This is a genomic window from Bradyrhizobium sp. Unk1, from assembly GCF_059512345.1.
In genome coordinates this window covers 60,287-79,722 of sequence record NZ_JCAMOP010000042.1, presented here as the reverse complement: position 1 = coordinate 79,722, position 19,436 = coordinate 60,287, and the positions used below count along the sequence as shown (strand labels likewise).

The following is a 19,436-nucleotide window of genomic DNA, read 5'->3' as shown; positions in this document are numbered from 1 at the left end:
CTTGGTGAGGCCGCTCCAGATTGTAGACCGGCCGCCAGGCGTCGAAGGCGCGCTGGACTTCCGGGAGAGTTCGGAAGTCTTAGCTCACACGCTCATCGACATCGACGAGCCGGCGGCCGCTGAGGGGCCTTGCCCCTGCCCGCCTTGCCGCTGCATCAACTGCGCGAACAGATCGTAGGCCGAATTGCGAGAGGAGCTGGAGGCGCCCGGGACCGTCGTCGACATCTTGAAGCCGTCGGCATAGGTGACGGTGGTGGTGGTCGAGCCGTCGGCGGCGATCGTCGTGGTCGAGGTCGATCCGCCGCTCGCCTTAGAGGCGGAATCCGATCCGTCGCCGGAGCCGCCGGCACCGTGGGCATGCTGGCCGTGATGGCCGCTCTTCAGTGCCTTCGACATCTCATCCAGGCTGACGCTGCCGTCGGAATTCGTATCCATCTTCGAGAACACGTCGTCGGCCTGCGCGAGGTTGGTGCCGCCGGCCCCCAGCGCGTTCTCGAATTCGGACTTGGTGATCTTGCCGTCGCCGTCCCCGTCGATCTGGGAGAACAGGTCCTTCAGCGCGGCGTCGCGGCTCGTCGGGGTCGAAGACGTCGAGCTCGAGCCGGCCGTGCTGCCGGTGCTGCTGGACGACTGGCTCTGCGCGGCGAACAGCGCGTTCATCGTCTCCGGCGAGATCTGCGGAGTTTTGCCCGCATTGACCGACGAGGTCGCGCCGCTGGTCGTGCTGCTGCCGCTGTCGATCGCGAACGGATTGGTCGGCGCGCTCTGCGAAGACCCCGTCTTCTGGGTCGACGAGGACGATTTCGAGTTCGTCAGCGACTGGATCGCGTCGAGCGCGCTCGATACGGCACCAAGGGCAAACAACATTGCACAACTCCAACGATGCGGCACGCCGCAGCCAATGTTCTGTCGGTGACGTCAGCAAGCGTCGTGCCAGCGCAAAAAGCTCAATGAAATCCGCCTTCGCGACGCCTGGCGCGGCCCGGGAACACCGGCAATTCATGCCGGTCGCGGCAGAAATTTCCGCCCACAGGAAGCACACCACCCCTGCATTGCCCGGCGGAGAGGCCCATGTTAGGCGAGCATCATCTTTCACGGCCGCCACGGGACACCGCGCCATGACCCAAGCCTTCACTCCCCGCCCCCTGGCCATCGCGCCCTCGATCCTCGCCTCGGACTTCTCCAAGCTCGGCGAAGAGGTGCGCGCGGTGGACGCGGCCGGCGCCGATTGGATCCATCTCGACGTGATGGACGGTCATTTCGTTCCCAACATCTCCTACGGCCCCGACGTCATCAAGGCGATGCGCCCGCACACCAAGAAGATATTCGACGCGCATCTGATGATCTCGCCCTGCGACCCCTATCTCGAGGCCTTCGCCAAAGCCGGCTGTGACCACATCACCGTGCATGCAGAAGCCGGTCCCCATCTGCACCGCTCGCTCCAGGCGATCCGCGCGCTCGGCAAGAAGGCCGGCGTCTCGCTCAATCCGGGCACGCCGATCAGCGTGCTCGAATACGTCATCGACCTCGTCGACCTCGTGCTGGTGATGTCGGTCAATCCGGGCTTCGGTGGCCAGGCCTTCATCCCCTCCGCGATCGGCAAGATCCGCGACATCCGCGCGATGACGGCGGGACGGCCGATCGACATCGAGGTCGATGGCGGCGTCGGTCCCGATGTCGCGGGTCCCCTGGCCGCGGCGGGCGCCAACGCCTTCGTCGCCGGCACCTCCGTGTTCAAGGGCGGCACGCAGGAAGCGTACAAGACCAACATCGCCGCGATCCGCAACGCCGCCGCAGGCGCACGCGGCGAAGCGATCTGAAGCGCAAGCAAGACATTCGCTGAAAAGCTGCGGATCTTGCGGGTGTTGCGGCCCGCAATGCCTAAAATTGCAACCTTGATCCGTACTCCTCCGGGCTTCCCTGATTCGTGCAAATCACCGCTAGTGATTCTTGCCTGTTTTCGCGGGAGCACATCATGACGACGACCCTGGTTTGGACTGGCGTGGCGTTGTGGCTTGGTTTCAGTGCGTTTGTTGTGTTTGGCCCATCGGCCGGACCGGCGAGGGTCCCGGCACGTTCGGCCCGCATCGTCCGTCGCGACTGGTACAGGGCCTGAGCCCATGCAGATCGCGCTCGTGAAGCGTCAAGCGAAGCGCAGGTGCCGCATCCCGCGACGCCCGCATCCTGACCTCGACTATTTCTTCGGTCGGCTCGAACGCACCGAAGGCGAGAGGCGCGACGACACCGGGCCCGAGATGGCGGACCCGGACCACCCGCTCCGGTCACCGCGCCGGCATTGAATTCTTTTCTGGACCACGCTCGATGAAACCGCACTGCCCGAACTGCCTGAAGGAAATGACCAAGGCATCCGCGTCGCGTAACCTCTTCAATTGCGAGCCCTGCCGCGAGATCATCCAGTATTTCGGCGGCGGCGCGGATCACGGCGAGCCCGGCCCGCAATTCTGCTGGCCGATCCGCCGCAAGCGCTCCGTCCACGCCGCCCGCGCGGCGTGATCTTTCCTAAAGCGCGATGAGATCGCGCTTTAGGTTCTTGTTTAAGCATGATCTTTTCGGAAAACCGCTTCGCACTTTTCCGGATCATGCTTTAGCCCCACACGACGCCGGCGTCTGGTTTCGCCGAAGCCATCCGCGGCGGCCGCACCACGGTGACGGTGCAGGCCGCCTCCGAGGCCACCTTGGCCGAGACGCTGCCGAGCAGCGTGCGGCGGAACGAGCTCTGTCGTGCGCCGATGATGACGTGGTCGACCTGATTGACCTCGGCGAATTCCAGCAGCGCCGCGGCGGGGTCGACGGCCTCCAGCACGTGAACCGACAGCCGGCTCTCATCCAGCTTGAGCGGCGTCGCCCAATGCCGGAGCGCGACCAGGCGGTCGATATGCTTGTTGGAGCCCTGCTCGTCGAGCCTCCGGTCGATCGCGATGCGGTTGAGCTTGAGCACGTTGACGCAGGCAAGCCGCGCCGAAGGCAGCGTCGCGAGAATGCGCTCGGTCGTCACGCGCAGCGCCTCGTTCAGCTCGCCCGCGCCTTCCACCGTGTCGAGCGCGACCGCGAGGATCGGGCTGGAGGCGATTTGCGCGGCCACGTCCGATTTCGCGCGTGGCGCCATGACGCCCAGGTTGAAGCGCCGCCGCCAGGCGACGCTCAAGGGGTCGCGCTTCAGCCGTTCCGAACGAGCAGTGAGCTTGACCTGTTCCGGATGAGCGAGATCGAAGGCGAGCTGGGACGCGGTCGGATAGCGCCACACCGGCTCGATCGCGAGACAGCGCAGCACCACCTCCTGAAGCCAGGGCGGATAGTCCGCGCGCAATTCGCGCGGCGGATGCGGATCGCGCCACAGCCGGCGACGCATCGCGCGCAGCGTCTCGCCCTCGCCGAAGGGACGCTCGCCGGTGGTGAAGAAATAGAGCAGCACACCCAGCGAAAACAGATCGCTGCGCGGATCGTCGCGTACCCCCAACAGCCGCTCGGGCGCCATGTAGGGCGCGGTGCCGTAAGGCAGGCGGAATTCTTCCTGCAACAGGTCGGGCAGATGGTTGTGGTGCGACAGGCCGTAATCGATCAGGACCGCCTCGCCGCTATCGCGGAACATGATGCTGCTCGGCTTGATGTCGTGATGGATCACGTTCTGCCGGTGCAGATCGGCCAGCGCGGCGGCGATCTTTGCGACGAGCTGCCGCGCCTCCTCGTACGGGAGCGGCAGGTCGGGCAGCCGCTTGTAGAGCGTGGTCCCGGGAATGCGCTCGATCACGGCGTAGGCCTGGTGCGCGAAGTCGCCGGTGCCGAAACACGAGGGCACGTGCGGCCCGGCGAGCCGCGGCAAGATCATCATCTCCATCTCGAACGAGACGATCGCGGCGGGGTCCTCGCCCTCCGACACCCGCGGAATCTTCATCAGCAGCGGCACGTCGATGCCGGGATGGGTGACGGTCCACAGCGTCGCCATGCCGCCGGCATGGACGCATTCGCCGATGGTGTAGCCGTCAATCTCGGCGCCTGATTTGACCAGGGGTTGCGGCATCGGCCTCTAGCGTCCCTGCAACAGCCGGTCGGCGAGCCAGGGCGGCAGGCCGTTCTCGCGAATCTTGTTCGCCGCGCTCGCGATGTCGTAGGGCGCGCGGCAATAGGTGATCTGGCACGACACGGTGTCGAACAGCACGAAGGCTGCGGATGGATCGCCATCGCGAGGCTGGCCGACCGACCCGAGCACGACCAGCCATTGCCGCCCGCGCAAGAGCGGCACGGAAACATCAGTCTTGGGCACGAGGCTCGTCATCTTCGCCGTCACCGACATCGAATAGAGCGCCGGGCGATGGATGTGGCCGCAGAAGGTGACATGGGCGGGCGTCGATATCAGGCTCTTGGCGGCATCCGCCGTCGAACGGACATAGTGCCAGCGCTGCGGGCTCGAGGCTTCCGAGTGGACGTAAAGGCGCTCCTTCTCATCCACCAGCATCGGCAGCTCGGCGAGGAACCGCCGTTGCGCGACGTCGAGCCGCCCGCGCGTCCATTCGATCGCGATCTGCGCCTCCGCATTCATGGCTTCGGTCGTGGTGTTGACCGCCTCGTCATGATTGCCGCGGACGGCGATGGCGCCCTCCCGGACCAGACCCATCACGGTATCCACGACCCATTCCGGATCGGCGCCATAGCCGACGAAATCGCCGAGCAGGACAAACCGCTCCGCGCCCTTCGCGCGGGCAAGCTTCAGGCAGGCCTCGAACGCCTGCCGGTTGCCGTGGATATCCGAGAAGACAGCGAGAAGCACGCACCCTCCACCCCAAAGGTCTTATCGGAAGCCGATAAGGCCAAATTGAGAGACGTCAAGAAGATGCGCCAGTGCGGGTGCGTTTTCCAGCTTGCCCCTGTCGCGATGGTGAAGAGCCTATTGCTCGTCCTTCGGCGGCATCCTGGGCGGCGGAATCGGGGTGAACACCGCGCCTTGCGCGCCGGCGGGTGGTGCCAGGAATTCGCCGGTCGAGGAATCGCCGCCGCTGGTCTCCAGAATGGTCTTGGGCGTCACATATTCCCGGACCATGTCGATGAGGCTGCCATCGCCGCCGCCGAAATCGGCGGCGCGGCCGCCTTGCGGATGTCCCAGCGCGATTTCGTTCTCCGCCGCATGGGTCTTGTCGGCCAGCCTGTCATTGTAGGGTACACGAAAGGCGCGCGGGATGCCGCTCGGGCGATTGTCCTCGTCGAGCTGCTCGACCCAGAGATAGATCGAGCCGGGATCGCCTTCCAGCGAATGCGGCTCGACGATGCGGGCCTTCAGCAGCTTGAAGGTGGCGGGCAGCCGGTCGGCGCTGGCCCAGCCGAGCAGCCCGCGCATCTCGGTGAAGCTGACGACATAGAAGGCGCTGGTCACGACCACCGCAACCGCCTTCAGCGCCCAGTGCAGCCGCGCATAGACCAGCACGACCAGCAGCAGCGCGCCGATAACGGCGTAGGCCACCGACAGCGTGAGGATGACCGTCTGCAGGCTAGTCACGGCGCACCCTCACAGCGTTCTTGCTCACCCCCGTCCGCGGGTCGAGATCGGCGCCGTTGCGCCAGCTGCTGCGGAACGTCTCCAGCAGCGATTTCGGCCGCTGGTCCACATTGACCACTTTGCCCTCGGCATCGAGCCGGAACCGCACCGCGGTCTTCTCGTCGCCGGTGTGATCGAGCGTGAATTTATTGTCGAAAACCACCTGCGCGGTCGGATTGAGCTTCTGCACCTTCACATTGGCCTGGACCGGTTCGCCGGTCGTTGCCACGAAATGCGAGACATTCACGGTGTATTCGCCGGCGACGATGCCGCGGACGGTGACGATCTCCTCGCGGATTGGCGAGGCGATCTTCTTGCCGTTGACCATGATGAAGTCGTTGGCCCCGCCACGGTCGTCGCGATCGAGCGTGAGGAAGCCGGCTTCGCGGTGGCGATACCAGGCGATGTTGCCGGCGGGATCCTGCACGAACAGGTCGAGATCGTCTGGATGGCTGTCCGGCCAGTCCAGCGTGATCATGAACTCGGCCTTGGAATCGATCTTGCCGTCCTTGGCATCGGGCGACACCGCGAGGAGCGCGAGGAAGAACAGGAAGGCGATCACCTGGAGCGCCTTGAACAGCATTACGCCGAGCGGATCGAAAGGCTCCTCGCGCGGATAGAGACCGAAATCATCCATCATGACGCGGTTCCAGCGCCTTTGCGCTCCAGCACCGGCGTCACATAGGTCTCGGTCAGTACCACGGCGTCCGAGAACACCCGCTGGGTCGCGGCATCCAGCATGTAATACTGGATGCGGACCAGGATCGAGCCGACGAGGCCCGCCAGCGTGGTGTACATCGCGACCGCCATGCCGTCGCTCATCAGCCCCATCGAGGAGCGCATCGCGACCTTGTCGGCGGCATCCAGCCCCGCGATCGGCGCCAGCATGATGATGAAGCCGATGATGGTGCCGAGCAGGCCGAGCTTCATCAGCGTGTCCGAGACGAAGGCACCGAAGCCGTTGGAGCCGCGCAGCCGGTCGGCCAGCGTTCGCAGCAGCAGCGTCTGGTCGACCGCCCGGTAGTCCTGCGCGGACGCTTTCGTCACGAGGCTCTCGATGTGGTCCCGCACCAGCCCGCGCGGCAGCGCGGCCGCGCTGCCGTCGAGCACCTTGCTGCCCCCGGGCGCCGCGAGCACCGCCCGGCAGCGCCGCGCCGCCGCGCCTTCACGGGCGATGGCCCGTGTCCGCAGGAAGCAGTGGCCGCAGGTGACGACATAGAGCAGCGCGATCACGCTGGAAATGTAGGTGCGATCCGAGGTCAGCATCAGACGGATCAGGCCGAAGCGCCACAGCAGCACGACGGCGAAGATCGACAGCCCGGTGAAGATCATCCAGAACAGCAGCGCGCTGCGCTCGGAAGGATCGGCTGCAGACCCCGCGATCGGTCCAATCGTCATCGAACTCATGCTGCACTGCTCCTGGCTTGCAGGGTTTGGCCTGCAACGATTCCACCCCGATTAGATCAAAGCCGCCGCGCGCGGTCCAAAGAGCCATGCCCAATCCAGCTTGGGAAATTTGCCCGAGCTGCAGTCCGGCCCAAACCCCGCAATTGGCAAGGCGCGGCGGCGTTGTTAGGCTGACCTTACCAAACGTTGAGGGTGATCGCATGCGCCTCGTGCTTCAGCTTGTCGCCCGTCTGCTTCTCATCGTCGCGCTCTGCCTTGGCGCTGCGACCGTCTGGGCCACGTTCGACGCCTATCGCAGCGTCGACCGGGCGACCGCGGCCTCGGCGCAGCGGGTCGCGCAGGCGCTTCAGGCCCTGTACTGGCACGAGTTCTTGTTGCGCAGCAGCAGAACGCGCGAGCAGCTCTTGCCGGTTCCGGAGTGGCGCACCCTGGAGACGATGAAGCTGATCTCGCCCGGCGTCTGCGTCGAGTTCCAGCCGGCCATCGCATTCGAAAGACCGCTCTGCGGCCAGAGCGCGGGGCTCGGCAAGACGCCGCCGCACTGGTTCACCGCGATCGTACCGATCTTCCTCGGCAGCCACGCCGAAGTGATAAGGCCGGTCAGTCCCCGCGCGGCAGCCGCCGGAACGGTCGTCGCGACGCCGGATGCCGCAGCGGCCATCTCGCTTGCCTGGGAGTATCTCCTCAACGTGGTCGATGTCGCGCTGCTGATGGCGGCGGCGATCGCACTGCTGGCGTCGCTCGCCATCGCACACGCGCTGGCGCCGGCGCGCACCATCGTCACCGCGCTCCAGCGCATGGCGCGGGGCCAGTATCGCACGAAACTGCCGCGCTTCCGCTCCATGGAGCTGGCGATGATCGGCAGCGCCGTCGGCGAGCTCGGCGGCCGGCTGGAGGAAGCCACCGAACAGCGCGCGGCGCTGACAAGGCGGCTGATCGAGATCCGTGACGACGAACGCCGCGCGCTCGCCCGCGAGCTGCACGACGAGTTCGGCCAAAATCTCTCCGCCATCCTCGCCTTCGCCAACACGATCGAGACGGCCAGCGCGAAGGAGAGCAAGGATAACGGAATCGCGCAGGACGCGCGCATGATCTCGCAGGCCACCCATCATCTGATGGCCTCGCTGCGCGATGCGCTCAAACGCCTGCGCAATCCCCTGCCCGAGGAGCTCGGGCTCGAGGCCAGCCTCGTCAATTTGGTGGACAGCTGGCGCTCGCAAAGCGCAGCGCAGCCGACCATCCGGCTCGATCTCAGGGGCGACCTCACCGACATCAGCGGCCCGGCCGCCACCACCGCCTATCGCGTGGCGCAGGAATGCCTGACCAACGCACTGCGCCACAGCTCGGCGCGTGAGATCTCCTTGCGCATCGAGCGGCGCGCCGGTGACGACGACGCGTTGCTGATCCGTGTCGAGGACGACGGCGGCGGCGATGCCGCACGCGTGGCGCAGTCGACCGGCTTCGGCCTCACCGGCATCCGCGAGCGGGTCGCGGCGGCCGGCGGATCGCTCTCGATCCTGCCTGCGCGAGGAGGCCTCAGCGTCGCCGCCACCATTCCGCTCGCAGCGTGAGGCCGACATGAGCGAGGTTGCGGCAACAGGCATCTCCGTGCTGCTGGTCGACGACCATCCGATCGTGCGGCAAGGCTACCGGCGCGTGCTGGAGAGCCAGGGCGATCTCCATGTCGTGGCGGAGGCCGACAACGCGGCCGATGCCTACGGCGCCTTCAAGGCGCACGACCCTGATGTCGTCTTGCTGGATATCTCGATGCCCGGCGCGAGCGGGCTGGAGGCGATCCGCAACATCCGCGCGCGCAGCCCGCGGGCACGCATCCTCGTCTTCACCATGCACAACGAAGCCGTGCTGGTGAAAGCCGCCTTCAGCGCCGGTGCCAGCGGCTTCGTCACCAAAAGCAGCGAACCCTCCGCGGTCGTCACCGCGATCCGCAGCGTTGCGCGCGGCGAGCGCGCCATGAGCGACGACATCGCGCATATCCTGGCCGAGGACAGCCTGTCGGCGGGCTCGGCGCTGGACCAACTGGGTGAGCGCGAGATCGAGATCCTGCGCCAATTCGCCGGCGGCGCGACGACCGAGCAGATCGCGGCGCATCTCAATCTCAGCGTCAAGACGGTGCAGAACTATCACTATTTGATCAAGACCAAGACCGGCGCGCGCACCGATGCACAGCTCGTGCGGCTGGCAGCGAGCTGCGGGCTGACGCGAATCTAGAGCTTGGCGGCTGGACGCCTATCTGGTTCCGGCCGGCCGCCCCAACGAAGGTCTCCAGTCGCTCTCAGATTGTGCTAGGCTCGATCGTCTTCGAAGCCGCCCTCGTTCCCCCGTTGTATGCCTTGCACGACAACAGGAGACGCTTCCATGAACATCAGGGACAGTCTTCTTGCCGTACTGATCGCCTTCAACGTTGTCGCGATCGGAACCACCGAGAGCGCAGCAGCCGAGGCGAAAGACCAGATCACCATTCTTTATGACGCCTTCGGCACGAATGACGCGATGACAAAGGACTGGGGTTTTTCCGCCCTTGTCGAAGTCGCGGGAAAACGCATGTTGTTCGACACGGGTAACGACCCCGAAATCTTCGCGGCAAACGTGAAGGCCAGGGGTGTCAACCTTTCGGACCTCGACTTTGTCGTTCTTTCGCACCGCCACTCCGATCATATGGCGGGTTTGTCCTACGTCCTGAGCGTCAATCCGACCGTCAAGATCTACGCGCCGAAGGAAGGATTTGGCATCTACGGCTCTTCACTGCCTTCCGGCTTCTTCCGGAAAGACGAGGCCTTGCCGCCGGAGATGCGGTACTACGGAGGTAAGCCCCCAGCGGTGATAAAGTCCGGCTCGGCATGGGCCAACGCAAACTTCGAACTGATCGATCAAACGACCGAGATTGCTCCTGGCATCACGCTGATTTCGCTGATCTCCGACGCGCCCGGGACAAGAGAGCTCAAGGAGCTGTCTTTGGCCGTCAACACCGCAGAAGGCGTAGTCCTTCTGGTCGGTTGTTCGCACCCCGGGATCGAGCGCATTGTCGAAGCGGCGACCGGTATCAATCCCAGGATTCATCTCATCGCAGGCGGATTTCATCTGGTCGTGGCGCCTGACGATGCAATCGCGAAAGTCGTTACCGCTCTGAAGGACAGGTTCAAGGTCGAAGCCGTAGCACCGGGACATTGCACCGGTGAGCCGACTTTTGCCGCGCTCAAGAAGGCGTTCGGCGACAGCTATCTCTATGCCGGCCTCGGCACGTCGATTCCGGTTGGAACGAGTGGGAATGTCCGACGCGGGGGAGGTCCGACGCTTGACGACCTTGCGACATATCGGAAACTGGCCGGGCGCGAAGACCCGTTCGGCATATTGCGGTCGCGCAGCCAGCGGTCGGGATCCGCGCTCTAGCGCGGCGGCGCGCAGTTCGCACCTTTATCCAGCGCTTGAGGCGAGCGGAATGGAACCGACACCGTCGCGCTTTGGTTAGCAGCAGAGTGAAGGAGTTGCGCCATGAGTAAGGCCATCCACCGAACGGTCGTCGATCCTCCGCTCCTCACCGTGGGTGAGCTCATCGACGAACTCTGCCGCTTGCCAGATACGGCCGTCGTCCACTTCCGCTGCCCCGCGCTCGATCAGGAGCTTACATTCTACCGCATTCGGAAGCGGTCGAAGGACGCTGTCGAAATCGCGGTGAACACATATCCGGAGAGCCCGCCGGTTGTCCCATCTTCCAACGGAAGGCAATCGACCCTCTCGCCTCCCCTTCGCGAGGAGGCCCTGCTGCGCAAGGCGAAGGGCTGAATCGGCGGTTGCGCGTTTTGGAGGGAGCGTGTCGGTCTAGGCCGCCTTCAATCCGCGCAGCACCAGCCCCAGGGTGGCATCGACACGGGCGGGCAGATCGGCATCCTTCCACTCGTCGGCATGGGCCGGATGGTGGAAGCGGACGGTGGCATCGAAGATGGCGCGGGCGGTGGCCTTGACGTCGCCCACCTCGAACACGCCCTGCTTCACGCCGTCGGTCAGGATCGACGCGATCTGGTCGATCATGGTATCCTTGTGGCACTTGACGGCGGCGCAGGCCTCGCGCGCCAGCGTCAGATAGGTGTCGAACATCTCGGGATCGTCGAGCACGCGCGAGCGCTTGGCGGCGAACAGCGTGCGCAGCCAGCGGTCGAGCCTGACAGGCGCCGGCCCCTGCTCCTCGGCGATCGCCAGCAACGGCGCATCGATGCGATCCAGCCAGCGCTTGGCGACGGCCTCGCGTAGCGAGGCCTTGCTCGGGAAATGGCGATAGACGCTGCCGTGGCTCACATCGAGCGCACGAGCAACGTCAACCACGGTGGCCTTGGCAAGTCCGTAGCGCCGCAGAACGTCCTCGGTGACTTCGAGGATCCGCTCCGGCGTCAGTACAACGGCTTCATTCATGCCAGCACCTTGTTCCCGTTCAGGGTTCACCCGGCGATGGAGCTGCTTCCGAAGCGCCCGTGCCGGTCGTTTCGGAAAGCTCTCGCCTTAATGAGGCAGTTTTGCAGCCTGCGCCGCGATCTGGCGCGCAACCAGTAAATTGAGCCAATGCCCAATCGTTCCGGTGAAGTTGATGATTTCGGTCGTCATTGTCTTAAGTCTCCATTCGTCCGCGGTCCCCACCGCCGAATTACGTCCCGCGATCCGCAAATGTTTCGGACCTCGGGCTCCCCGGGCGGGTCACCGCGGGACGCCCAATCGGAGCGTCCGAGAACGGATATACACGTCTCGCTGACAGATTTCAATATCTGTCAGTCAATGATCCGTGATTGACAGTTAATTTTTGTGGGCGGCGTCTCCTCAGCCTGGGCTAGTTCCGGGGGCGGTGGATAGCTCGCCGATCCCCCTCGCCCGGGGTCCAGATCGTTTGTTTCGCCCTGCCCGCTCTGCTAAATCACGGCGTAAAAAGCATTTTGGCCGGTCGCCGCCCCCCTTGGGCCGCCCGCCCACCTTCCTGGAGCAGTCTGATGATCCCCCGCTATACCCGCCCGGAAATGGCCTCGATCTGGGAGCCGCAGACCCGGTTCAAGATCTGGTTCGAGATCGAGGCGCACGCGGCGGACGCCCTCGCCGAGCTCGGAACGATCCCCAAGGAGGCCGCCAAAACGGTCTGGGCCAAGGCCAAGGACGCCACTTTCGACGTCGCCCGCATCGATGAGATCGAGCGCGAGACCAAGCACGACGTCATCGCCTTCCTGACCCACCTTGCCGAAATCGTCGGCCCCGAGGCGCGCTTCGTACACCAGGGCATGACGTCCTCGGACGTGCTCGACACCTGCCTCAACGTCCAGCTCACCCGCGCCGCCGACCTCCTGCTCGCCGATCTCGACAAGGTGCTGGCCGCGCTGAAGAAGCGCGCCTTCGAGCACAAGATGACGCCGACCATCGGCCGCAGCCACGGCATCCACGCCGAGCCGGTCACCTTCGGCCTCAAGCTCGCTTATGCCTATGCCGAATTCTCGCGCGCCAAGGAGCGCCTGATCGCGGCGCGCAAGGAAGTTGCGACCTGCGCCATCTCCGGCGCCGTCGGCACCTTCGCGCAGATCGACCCGCGCGTCGAAGAGCACGTCGCCAAGGCGATGGGCCTCGTCCCCGAGCCGATCTCCACTCAGGTCATCCCGCGCGACCGCCACGCGATGTATTTCTCGACGCTTGGCGTGATCGCCTCCTCGGTCGAGCGCCTTGCCGTGGAGATCCGCCACATGCAGCGCACCGAGGTGCTGGAGGCCGAAGAGTTCTTCTCGGAAGGCCAGAAGGGCTCGTCTGCGATGCCGCACAAGCGCAACCCGGTGCTGTCGGAAAACCTCACCGGCCTCTCCCGCATGGTCCGCGCCTATGTGACCCCGGCCCTGGAGAACGTCGTGCTCTGGCACGAGCGCGACATCTCGCACTCCTCCGCCGAGCGCATGATGGGCCCGGATGCGACCGTGACGCTCGACTTCGCGCTGGTGCGCCTCGCCGGCCTGATCGACAAGCTGCTGGTGTACCCCGCCAACATGCAGAAGAACCTCGACCGCCTCGGCGGCCTCGTGCATTCGCAGCGCGTGCTGCTGGCGCTGACCCAGAAGGGCGCAAGCCGCGAGGACGCCTACAAGCTGGTGCAGCGCAACGCGATGCCGGTCTGGCGTGGCGAAGGCGACTTCCTCCAGCTCCTGAAGAAGGACACTGAAGTGAAGAAGTATCTCACCGACGCCGAGATCGAGGAGCAGTTCGACCTCGGCTACCACCTCAAGCATGTCGACACGATCTTCAAGCGCGTGTTCGGCGAGAGCTGAGCGCGCGTCCGCAGAAGCTGCCGGGTGGTTAGCCGCAAGCATCACCCACCATTCCTCGTGACACGGCGGTGGGTTACGCTACGCTGACCCACCCCACGAACAAGAAACGGATCCCCTCATGCCCATCGTCAATCGCGTTGCCGCCCTCTCCCGACGAAATGGCCGCCTGGCGCCATGACTTCCATGAGAACCCGGAGCTGCTCTACGAGGTCCATCGCACCGCCGGCATCGTCGCCGATCGCTTGCGCGAATTCGGCTGCGACGAGGTGGTGACCGGCATCGGCCGCACCGGCGTCGTCGGCGTGATCCGCGGCCGCAAGTCTGCCTCCGGCAAGACCATCGGGCTGCGTGCCGACATGGACGCGCTGCCGATCATGGAGACGTCGGGCGTCGCCTACGCCTCCAAGGTCCCCGGCAAGATGCACGCCTGCGGCCATGACGGCCACACCGCCATGCTGCTCGGTGCCGCCAAATATCTCGCCGAGACGCGCAATTTCGACGGCACCGCGATCATGATCTTCCAGCCTGCGGAAGAAGGCGGCGGCGGCGGCAAGGCGATGGTCGAGGACGGCTTGATGACGCGCTGGAACATCCAGGAGGTCTACGGCATGCACAACATGCCGGGCCTGCCCGAGGGCCATTTCGCGACCACGCCCGGCGCGATGCTGGCCTCCTCCGACAACATCCAGATCATCGTCCACGGCAAGGGCGGCCACGCCGGCGCCGGTCCGCACAAATCCGTCGACAGCGTGCTGATCGGCTCGCAGATCGTCAACGCGCTGCAGTCGATCGTCGCGCGCAACGTCGACCCGCTGAAGTCCGCTGTCATCTCGATCACCCAATTCCACTCCGGCACGGCCTTCAACATCATCCCTGAAGTCGCCGAACTCGGCGGCACCGTCCGCACGCTCGATCCTGAAGTGCGCGATCTCGTCGAGCGCCGCATCGGCGAGGTCGCCGAGAGCGTCGCCCGTGCCTATGGCGGCTCGGCCGAGACCAAGTACTCGCGGATGTATCCGGTGACGATGAACCATGCGCGCGAGGCCGGCCTCGCCGCCGACGTCGCCCGCGACATCGTCGGTGCCGAGCGCGTCAACGACAAGTTCATACCGATGATGGGCGCCGAGGACTTCTCGTTCATGCTGGAAGCACGTCCCGGCGCGATGATCCTGGTCGGCATGGGCGACGGCAACGAGTGCCATCACCCGGCCTATGTCTTCAACGACAACATCCTCGGCCACGGCGCCTCCTACTGGGCGCGCCTGGTGGAGACGCGGATGCCGGCGGGCTAGCGCCGCTTCGCAGCAGCCGTGGCCCAGGCGACATTCCCGCCAAAGGGCCACGCCACGCGGAGCCCGTCATCGGGCCGCAGAGCGTTGCCCCGTCGGCTCATCCGCCTCCAGAAGGCGAGATGCGGTCTCGTCTGACGCGAGAGGCAGGGTGAACTGGAAGAAGGCGCCCCGCGGCTCGTTTGCGCCGGCCCACATCCGCCCGCCATGTGCTTCGATGATCGAGCGGCAGATGGCGAGACCCATTCCCATGCCTGTGGGCTTGGTGGTGTAGAAGGCTTCGAACAGGCGGTCCACATTCTTCGGATCCAGCCCCGGACCGGAATCCCGCAGGGTGACGTGGACGCCGTCCGATCCAACCCGACCGGTGCTGATCAGCAACTCCCGTCCCCCCTCGCCGACCGCGGCCATCGCCTCGATCGCGTTGACGATCAGGTTGAGCACCACTTGCTGAAGTTGAACCCGATCGGCCTGAATGGGCGGCAAGCCCTCGGCAAATTGGGTTCGCACCGAGACGCCGTTCTTGAACGCCTCGCTGCGTGTCAGCGCGATGACCTCAAGCACCGCCGGGTTGATCTCCAGGGCCTCCTTTTGCGGGGGCGCGTTCCTGATCAACGCCCGGATCCGGCCGATGATGTCGCCGGCTCGCATGCCGTCACCGGTGATCCAGTCGAAGGTCTGTCGAACCCGCTCCAGATTTGGCGGTTGCGCCCCCAGCCAACTGACCCCGGCCTCGGCGTTCGCCACGATCGCCGCGATCGGCTGGTTGACTTCATGGGCGATCGAAGCGGTCAGTTGTCCCATCGTGGTGACGCGATTGGCGTGCGCGAGCTCCATCAGCGCTTCACGGTAGCGCCGCTCGTGTTCGCGGCCTTCGGCTTCCGCCCGCTTGAGAGCCGTCAGATCAAGGACAAAGCCGACGCCATGATCCGTACCTTCTCCGAACATGGTCCCGCCGATCAGCACCGGAACACGGCCTCCGTCCTTCCGCACATACTCCTTCTCGAATGGCTGGGCCGTCCCGACCCGCTTCAGTTCCGCCACGGTCTGCAAATCGCGGTCGCGCCATTCCGGTGGCGTGAGGTCGGTCCGATGCAAGCGCCCTGCGGTGAGATCTTCCCGGTCGTATCCCACGATACGGAGGAAGGCATCGTTGGCTTCGAGAATGCGCCCCCCGACTTCCCAGATGATGATGCCGATGATGTTGGCATCGAACAGGCGCCTGATCTTGATATCCCGTGCTGCAACATCACTCTGGAGCTGGATGTTCTGCTCGGTCGCCTCCCGCCGCCGTTTCGCTTCGAGCCGTGCGAGCGCCAGCGCGGCTGCGGCCAGCGCGACGACGAGGACGACGGCGCCGGCGATCAGCCAGGTCCAGCGTTGCTCGAATGCTTCGGCGTGCGCCTCCCGGTCGGCGAGCCGAAAGCGCTCGTGATCCACCATCTGGTCGATTTGCGAGCGGACCTCGTCCATGCTGCGGATCATTGCGAGCGCGGCCATCCCGGACGTGCCGGCCGTCTTCAGCAGCTCGTCGATCTCGCGCAGCGTGGCTGTAACGGTCAGCGCCAGATGTCCGGCCCGAAGGCCCTGCAACGGATCGTCCGCGACCAGCGTCTGCAGCGCCTGAGCCTCCCGCCGTACACTTTCGTCAGAGACGCCGTAGGCCTTGAGATAGGCGGGGTCGAGGGTCATGAGATACCCGCGCCTTTCAGTGTCCAGTTCCGCGACGATGGCCCGCAGCCGATCGAGCGTTTCGAGGATCTGGCGGCTATGCTCGATGAAGTGATGAGCGGCTTGCCGCTCCTGCCAATATTGCAGGCCGAGGAAGCTGGTCGCGGCAAACAGGGTCACAAGCACTGCGACCGCAAGGATCAGCGGACGAGCAAACCATCGCAGAGGCAGGGCCCGAACAGGAACGGACATTGGCCGTAGGTCTTCGATGCTCGTGTGACCGCGCGTGTTCTGGTGCCGACGCCAGAGCATGATAGGACAATAGCACGTTCAGGGAGGTCGAGAACCCGACATTCATCGGATATACCAGGGCGAGGGCCGTGATGTCGCAGGGCTGCCGCCCCATGCCTGTGCTATGGATGAATGCCCTTGGTTGATTCCAGGAGCATCATCATGGCGCAGGGTGAAAACTCATTGAGCCATCCGGCGAGCCGGCGCAGTTTCATCAAGGGACTGGGGGCGGCTGGCGCGGGCCTGACCGCGCTGCCGCGCTGGAGCTTTGCCCAGGATACCGCTGCGGCCTACGCCAACGCCGCGATCGACTGGAAGCAATTTGCGGGACAGACGATCGCGCTTTCGGGCGCAATCCATCCGTGGTCGAATGCGATCACGCCGCTGTTGCCGGAGTTCACCATACTCACCGGCATCAACGTCACCATCGATTTCCAGCTGGAAACCACCTTCCTCGGCGCGCTGCCGGTCAAGCTCGCCCGCGGCAGTAGCACGCCCGACGTCTTCATGTTCACGACCTATGGCCAGGGCATCTCGAACGGATGGGTGGAGCCGCTGAACGGCTATTATTCCATGAGGTCGCTGACCGATCTCGCCTGGTATGACGAGAGCGACCTGCTCAAGACGGCCCGAGCCTTCCCGCTGTGGTCGGATGGCGAACGCTACGCCGTCCCGATTACCTCGGAGGCGATGACCCTGTTCATCAACAGGGATGCGCTGGCAGCCAAGGACCAGCCGGTACCCCAGACTTTCGACGAGCTGCTTGTCACCGCCAAGGCAGTCAAGACCAACGGGATGTCGGGGATCGCGATGCGGGCCCAGGCCAGCGGCAATTCCTCCCCGCCAGCCATGGGCTTCCTGTTCTCCTACGGTGGGGCCATGGTCGAGCACAACAGGGTCGCTTTCGCGAGCCCGGAGGGGATCGCGGCCGTCGAGATGTACGGACAGGTGCTCGGTCAGGCCGGGCCTGCCGGCGTCGGCAGCTACGAATGGTACCACGTGCTGGACGACTTCCTGCAGGGGCGGACGGCCATGGCGATCGACAGCAGCAACTTCGCGACCGACATCTCCAATCCCGTGAAAAGCCGTGTTGCCAAGCAGGCCGGGTTTGCAACCTTTCCGCATCTCGCCGGTCGCGGACCCGTCCCCTTCATGTCGCACTGGCAGGCGTGCATCAATTCCAAATCGCGAAACAAGCGCGCGGCTTTCCTGTTCCTGCTGTGGGCGACGAGCAAGGCGACCTCGCTGCGGACTGCGGCAGCGGGGCTGGCGACGACACGCGTGTCGGCCTGGTCGAGCGAGGGCTTCAAGAAGGCGTTCGGCCCGCAGGCCGCCGAGGCTGCGCTGACCAACTTGCAGGATGCCGACGTCGACCGCGCCAAGGCGGTACTTTTCCATCCGCAATCGAGACTGATCCTGGACGCCTTCATGATCGGCGTGAATGAAGTGGTCAACGGTGCGAAATCGGCGAAGGATGCGATGACGGGCGCGGCCGAACGGGCCAATGCAGCGATCCGCGGGTAGCAGCGGGGCGTCGCCCGATCGGAAGAGGTGGCCACGGCGGACAAGTCGCCGACTCCCGCTGCGCGGCGATTACCCCTGATATTGCAGCACGTGCATTCCGGCATTCCAGTCCGACACGAACATCAGCCCGTCAGGCCGGACATAGGCGTCGCAGGTCTTGGCCGCGAGCGCGACGTTCGGCCGGGGATCGATCAGCTTCTTCGGCACCGGCGGCACCCAATGCGCGATCTCCTTCGGCGCAAACTGATCCCTGACGTCGAAGACCCTGGCGCCGGCATTGTTGTAGGTCGCGAAAATAGTCTCCTCGCTCTGGAAAGAGCCGGGGCGGTTCTCATGCAGATTATGCGGACCGAAGGTGCCCTTCGCACAGAAGTCGCGATCGCGTGGCGTCGGCAGCGTCGCGATCGGCACCGGATTTTGGGGCGCGCGCACGTCAAGCACGAATGTGTGAAACAGGCCCTTGGCGCATTGATCCGCATTGGCTTCATCCGCGACGATGGCGAGCTGACGCTTGGGCAGCGGCAGCGGCGTATGCGTGCCGCCGGCGAAGGGCGGCGACCAGTTGATGTGCGAGAGCAGCTTCGGATTGGCGGGATCGCCGATGTCGTGGATGGTGAAGCCGCCGTCGCGCCAGGCGGCATAGCCGCGATCGCCCGCCGTGATCATGTGATGCAGTGCAAAGCGCTTGCCCTTGGGCGTCGCCGGCTCGCCGGCCGCGCGGTTCATGCCCGGCAGCCACCATTTCGCGACGATCTCCGGCTTGGTGATGGTCTTGAGATCGACCACGCAAAGGATGTGGTCGGTGAAGCCGTCGAAATGCGCCGACACATAGGCATAGCGGCCGCCGGGCCACCACAGCCGGTTGATGCCGAAGCCCGGCATTTCGAGGAACGCGACCTCGCGCATCTCGCCCGGTTTCGAGATGTCGTGGATCGACAGGCCGGAGCGGAATTTCTTGGCCTTGGTGATGCTGTCGGCGAGCGTATTCTCGAAATAGCCGCGCATGCTGTCGTAGGACTGCATCGCGACGATGTTGGCGCCGTTCGCAAGCAGCAGCAGGTCTTCCGCCACCTGCAGATGGTGGGTGCGGGTGTATTGTCCCGCGGTGAAGAAATTGACCGGCTTGAGCGCACGTGGATCGGAGGCGTCGAGGATCGTCACGCCGTCGCTGAACATGTGCCCGACATAGACATGCTGCCGGTTGAACATCACCTGCACGCTGTCGGGCCGGCCGCCGATGTCGCTGTAGGAGATGTGCTTGATGCCCTTGCCGATGCCTTCCGGCGGAATGTCCGGCTCTGAAGCTGACGCGGACCTCGACCATCCCGATAGCGCGGCGGCTCCGAGCACACCCGACAATTGCTGAAGGTGATGGCGGCGCGAGACGTGAGGCATCGATTTCCCCCA

At 65.0% G+C, this 19,436-nt stretch carries 17 protein-coding genes and 1 pseudogene; 9 read left to right on the top strand and 9 right to left on the bottom strand.

Annotation, left to right across the window (positions count from 1 at the left end; translation table 11 throughout):
• Positions 1 to 84: 84 nt before the first annotated feature.
• Positions 85 to 867, bottom strand: a complete 783-nt coding sequence (locus AC5ZFO_RS37895) for an EF-hand domain-containing protein (protein ID WP_282523141.1) — start codon at positions 865 to 867, stop codon at positions 85 to 87.
• Between the two features lie 251 nt (positions 868 to 1,118).
• Between AC5ZFO_RS37895 and rpe the strand changes: the two genes are divergently transcribed.
• Positions 1,119 to 1,820 carry a ribulose-phosphate 3-epimerase gene (gene rpe, locus AC5ZFO_RS37890; RefSeq protein WP_135215441.1) on the top strand — a complete coding sequence of 234 codons (702 nt, stop codon included), beginning with the start codon at positions 1,119 to 1,121 and terminating at the stop codon, positions 1,818 to 1,820.
• 502 nt (positions 1,821 to 2,322) lie between these two features.
• Positions 2,323 to 2,514: a hypothetical protein gene (locus AC5ZFO_RS37885; protein WP_282523140.1), complete on the top strand. Its 192-nt coding sequence runs from the start codon at positions 2,323 to 2,325 to the stop codon at positions 2,512 to 2,514.
• Between the two features lie 91 nt (positions 2,515 to 2,605).
• Here AC5ZFO_RS37885 and AC5ZFO_RS37880 read toward each other — a convergent pair whose 3' ends face one another.
• The 5 genes from AC5ZFO_RS37880 to AC5ZFO_RS37860 all read right to left on the bottom strand — a co-directional run bounded on the left by AC5ZFO_RS37880 (position 2,606) and on the right by AC5ZFO_RS37860 (position 6,955).
• Positions 2,606 to 4,039, bottom strand: a complete 1,434-nt coding sequence (locus AC5ZFO_RS37880) for a serine/threonine protein kinase (RefSeq protein ID WP_282523139.1) — start codon at positions 4,037 to 4,039, stop codon at positions 2,606 to 2,608.
• A gap of 6 nt (positions 4,040 to 4,045) precedes the next feature.
• A complete protein-coding gene (locus tag AC5ZFO_RS37875) occupies positions 4,046 to 4,786 on the bottom strand; it encodes a metallophosphoesterase family protein (RefSeq protein ID WP_282523138.1) in 741 nt (246 codons plus the stop codon).
• Between the two features lie 117 nt (positions 4,787 to 4,903).
• A complete protein-coding gene (locus AC5ZFO_RS37870) occupies positions 4,904 to 5,509 on the bottom strand; it encodes a hypothetical protein (RefSeq protein WP_282523137.1) in 606 nt (201 codons plus the stop codon).
• On the bottom strand, positions 5,502 to 6,188 hold the full coding sequence (locus AC5ZFO_RS37865) for a DUF2135 domain-containing protein (RefSeq protein ID WP_135215437.1): 687 nt from the start codon (positions 6,186 to 6,188) through the stop codon (positions 5,502 to 5,504). The genes AC5ZFO_RS37870 and AC5ZFO_RS37865 overlap by 8 nt, the downstream gene beginning before the upstream one ends.
• Entirely contained in the window at positions 6,185 to 6,955 is a 771-nt protein-coding gene (locus tag AC5ZFO_RS37860; RefSeq protein WP_212487398.1) for a MotA/TolQ/ExbB proton channel family protein, read from the bottom strand. The genes AC5ZFO_RS37865 and AC5ZFO_RS37860 overlap by 4 nt, the downstream gene beginning before the upstream one ends.
• Positions 6,956 to 7,155: 200 nt before the next feature.
• Here AC5ZFO_RS37860 and AC5ZFO_RS37855 point away from each other — a divergent pair, with 200 nt between their 5' ends.
• The 4 genes from AC5ZFO_RS37855 (at position 7,156) to AC5ZFO_RS37840 (ending at position 10,756) form a co-directional block, all read left to right on the top strand.
• Positions 7,156 to 8,526, top strand: a complete 1,371-nt coding sequence (locus AC5ZFO_RS37855) for a sensor histidine kinase (protein WP_282523136.1) — start codon at positions 7,156 to 7,158, stop codon at positions 8,524 to 8,526.
• A gap of 7 nt (positions 8,527 to 8,533) precedes the next feature.
• Positions 8,534 to 9,184, top strand: a complete 651-nt coding sequence (locus tag AC5ZFO_RS37850) for a response regulator (protein WP_028158452.1) — start codon at positions 8,534 to 8,536, stop codon at positions 9,182 to 9,184.
• 147 nt (positions 9,185 to 9,331) lie between these two features.
• The gene (locus AC5ZFO_RS37845; RefSeq protein ID WP_282523135.1) at positions 9,332 to 10,363 is read left to right on the top strand and encodes an MBL fold metallo-hydrolase; all 1,032 of its coding nucleotides are present in this window, start codon (positions 9,332 to 9,334) and stop codon (positions 10,361 to 10,363) included.
• 102 nt (positions 10,364 to 10,465) lie between these two features.
• Positions 10,466 to 10,756, top strand: coding sequence for a hypothetical protein (locus AC5ZFO_RS37840; RefSeq protein WP_282523134.1), 291 nt, complete (start codon positions 10,466 to 10,468; stop codon positions 10,754 to 10,756).
• A gap of 36 nt (positions 10,757 to 10,792) precedes the next feature.
• Here AC5ZFO_RS37840 and AC5ZFO_RS37835 read toward each other — a convergent pair whose 3' ends face one another.
• On the bottom strand, positions 10,793 to 11,380 hold the full coding sequence (locus AC5ZFO_RS37835; RefSeq protein WP_282523133.1) for a TetR/AcrR family transcriptional regulator: 588 nt from the start codon (positions 11,378 to 11,380) through the stop codon (positions 10,793 to 10,795).
• A gap of 566 nt (positions 11,381 to 11,946) precedes the next feature.
• On the opposite strand from AC5ZFO_RS37835, the gene purB reads away from it, so the two are divergent.
• Together purB and AC5ZFO_RS37825 are read left to right on the top strand one after the other, a co-directional pair.
• Complete coding sequence (gene purB, locus AC5ZFO_RS37830) at positions 11,947 to 13,254, top strand: adenylosuccinate lyase (RefSeq protein ID WP_282523132.1); 1,308 nt, start codon at positions 11,947 to 11,949, stop codon at positions 13,252 to 13,254.
• A 118-nt stretch (positions 13,255 to 13,372) separates the two neighbouring features.
• Positions 13,373 to 14,546, top strand: a pseudogene (locus tag AC5ZFO_RS37825) (M20 aminoacylase family protein).
• 66 nt (positions 14,547 to 14,612) lie between these two features.
• Here the strand turns inward: AC5ZFO_RS37825 and AC5ZFO_RS37820 are convergent.
• Positions 14,613 to 16,466, bottom strand: coding sequence for an ATP-binding protein (locus AC5ZFO_RS37820; RefSeq protein WP_496123455.1), 1,854 nt, complete (start codon positions 16,464 to 16,466; stop codon positions 14,613 to 14,615).
• Between the two features lie 201 nt (positions 16,467 to 16,667).
• Here AC5ZFO_RS37820 and AC5ZFO_RS37815 point away from each other — a divergent pair, with 201 nt between their 5' ends.
• Positions 16,668 to 18,029, top strand: a complete 1,362-nt coding sequence (locus AC5ZFO_RS37815; protein ID WP_496123454.1) for an ABC transporter substrate-binding protein — start codon at positions 16,668 to 16,670, stop codon at positions 18,027 to 18,029.
• Positions 18,030 to 18,098: 69 nt separating this feature from the next.
• Here the strand turns inward: AC5ZFO_RS37815 and AC5ZFO_RS37810 are convergent, their stop codons facing one another.
• On the bottom strand, positions 18,099 to 19,424 hold the full coding sequence (locus tag AC5ZFO_RS37810; protein WP_282523128.1) for an LVIVD repeat-containing protein: 1,326 nt from the start codon (positions 19,422 to 19,424) through the stop codon (positions 18,099 to 18,101).
• Positions 19,425 to 19,436 lie beyond the last annotated feature (12 nt).

Bases quoted from the DNA above. Each gene is read 5' to 3' on its own strand.
- AC5ZFO_RS37895 (WP_282523141.1), bottom strand. From the start codon at position 867: ATGTTGTTTGCCCTTGGTGCCGTATCGAGCGCGCTCGACGCGATCCAG.
- rpe (WP_135215441.1), top strand. From the start codon at position 1,119: ATGACCCAAGCCTTCACTCCCCGCCCCCTGGCCATCGCGCCCTCGATC.
- AC5ZFO_RS37885 (WP_282523140.1), top strand. From the start codon at position 2,323: ATGAAACCGCACTGCCCGAACTGCCTGAAGGAAATGACCAAGGCATCC.
- AC5ZFO_RS37880 (WP_282523139.1), bottom strand. From the start codon at position 4,039: ATGCCGCAACCCCTGGTCAAATCAGGCGCCGAGATTGACGGCTACACC.
- AC5ZFO_RS37865 (WP_135215437.1), bottom strand. From the start codon at position 6,188: ATGATGGATGATTTCGGTCTCTATCCGCGCGAGGAGCCTTTCGATCCG.
- AC5ZFO_RS37860 (WP_212487398.1), bottom strand. From the start codon at position 6,955: ATGAGTTCGATGACGATTGGACCGATCGCGGGGTCTGCAGCCGATCCT.
- AC5ZFO_RS37855 (WP_282523136.1), top strand. From the start codon at position 7,156: ATGCGCCTCGTGCTTCAGCTTGTCGCCCGTCTGCTTCTCATCGTCGCG.
- AC5ZFO_RS37850 (WP_028158452.1), top strand. From the start codon at position 8,534: ATGAGCGAGGTTGCGGCAACAGGCATCTCCGTGCTGCTGGTCGACGAC.
- AC5ZFO_RS37845 (WP_282523135.1), top strand. From the start codon at position 9,332: ATGAACATCAGGGACAGTCTTCTTGCCGTACTGATCGCCTTCAACGTT.
- AC5ZFO_RS37840 (WP_282523134.1), top strand. From the start codon at position 10,466: ATGAGTAAGGCCATCCACCGAACGGTCGTCGATCCTCCGCTCCTCACC.
- AC5ZFO_RS37835 (WP_282523133.1), bottom strand. From the start codon at position 11,380: ATGAATGAAGCCGTTGTACTGACGCCGGAGCGGATCCTCGAAGTCACC.
- purB (WP_282523132.1), top strand. From the start codon at position 11,947: ATGATCCCCCGCTATACCCGCCCGGAAATGGCCTCGATCTGGGAGCCG.
- AC5ZFO_RS37820 (WP_496123455.1), bottom strand. From the start codon at position 16,466: ATGTCCGTTCCTGTTCGGGCCCTGCCTCTGCGATGGTTTGCTCGTCCG.
- AC5ZFO_RS37815 (WP_496123454.1), top strand. From the start codon at position 16,668: ATGGCGCAGGGTGAAAACTCATTGAGCCATCCGGCGAGCCGGCGCAGT.
- AC5ZFO_RS37810 (WP_282523128.1), bottom strand. From the start codon at position 19,424: ATGCCTCACGTCTCGCGCCGCCATCACCTTCAGCAATTGTCGGGTGTG.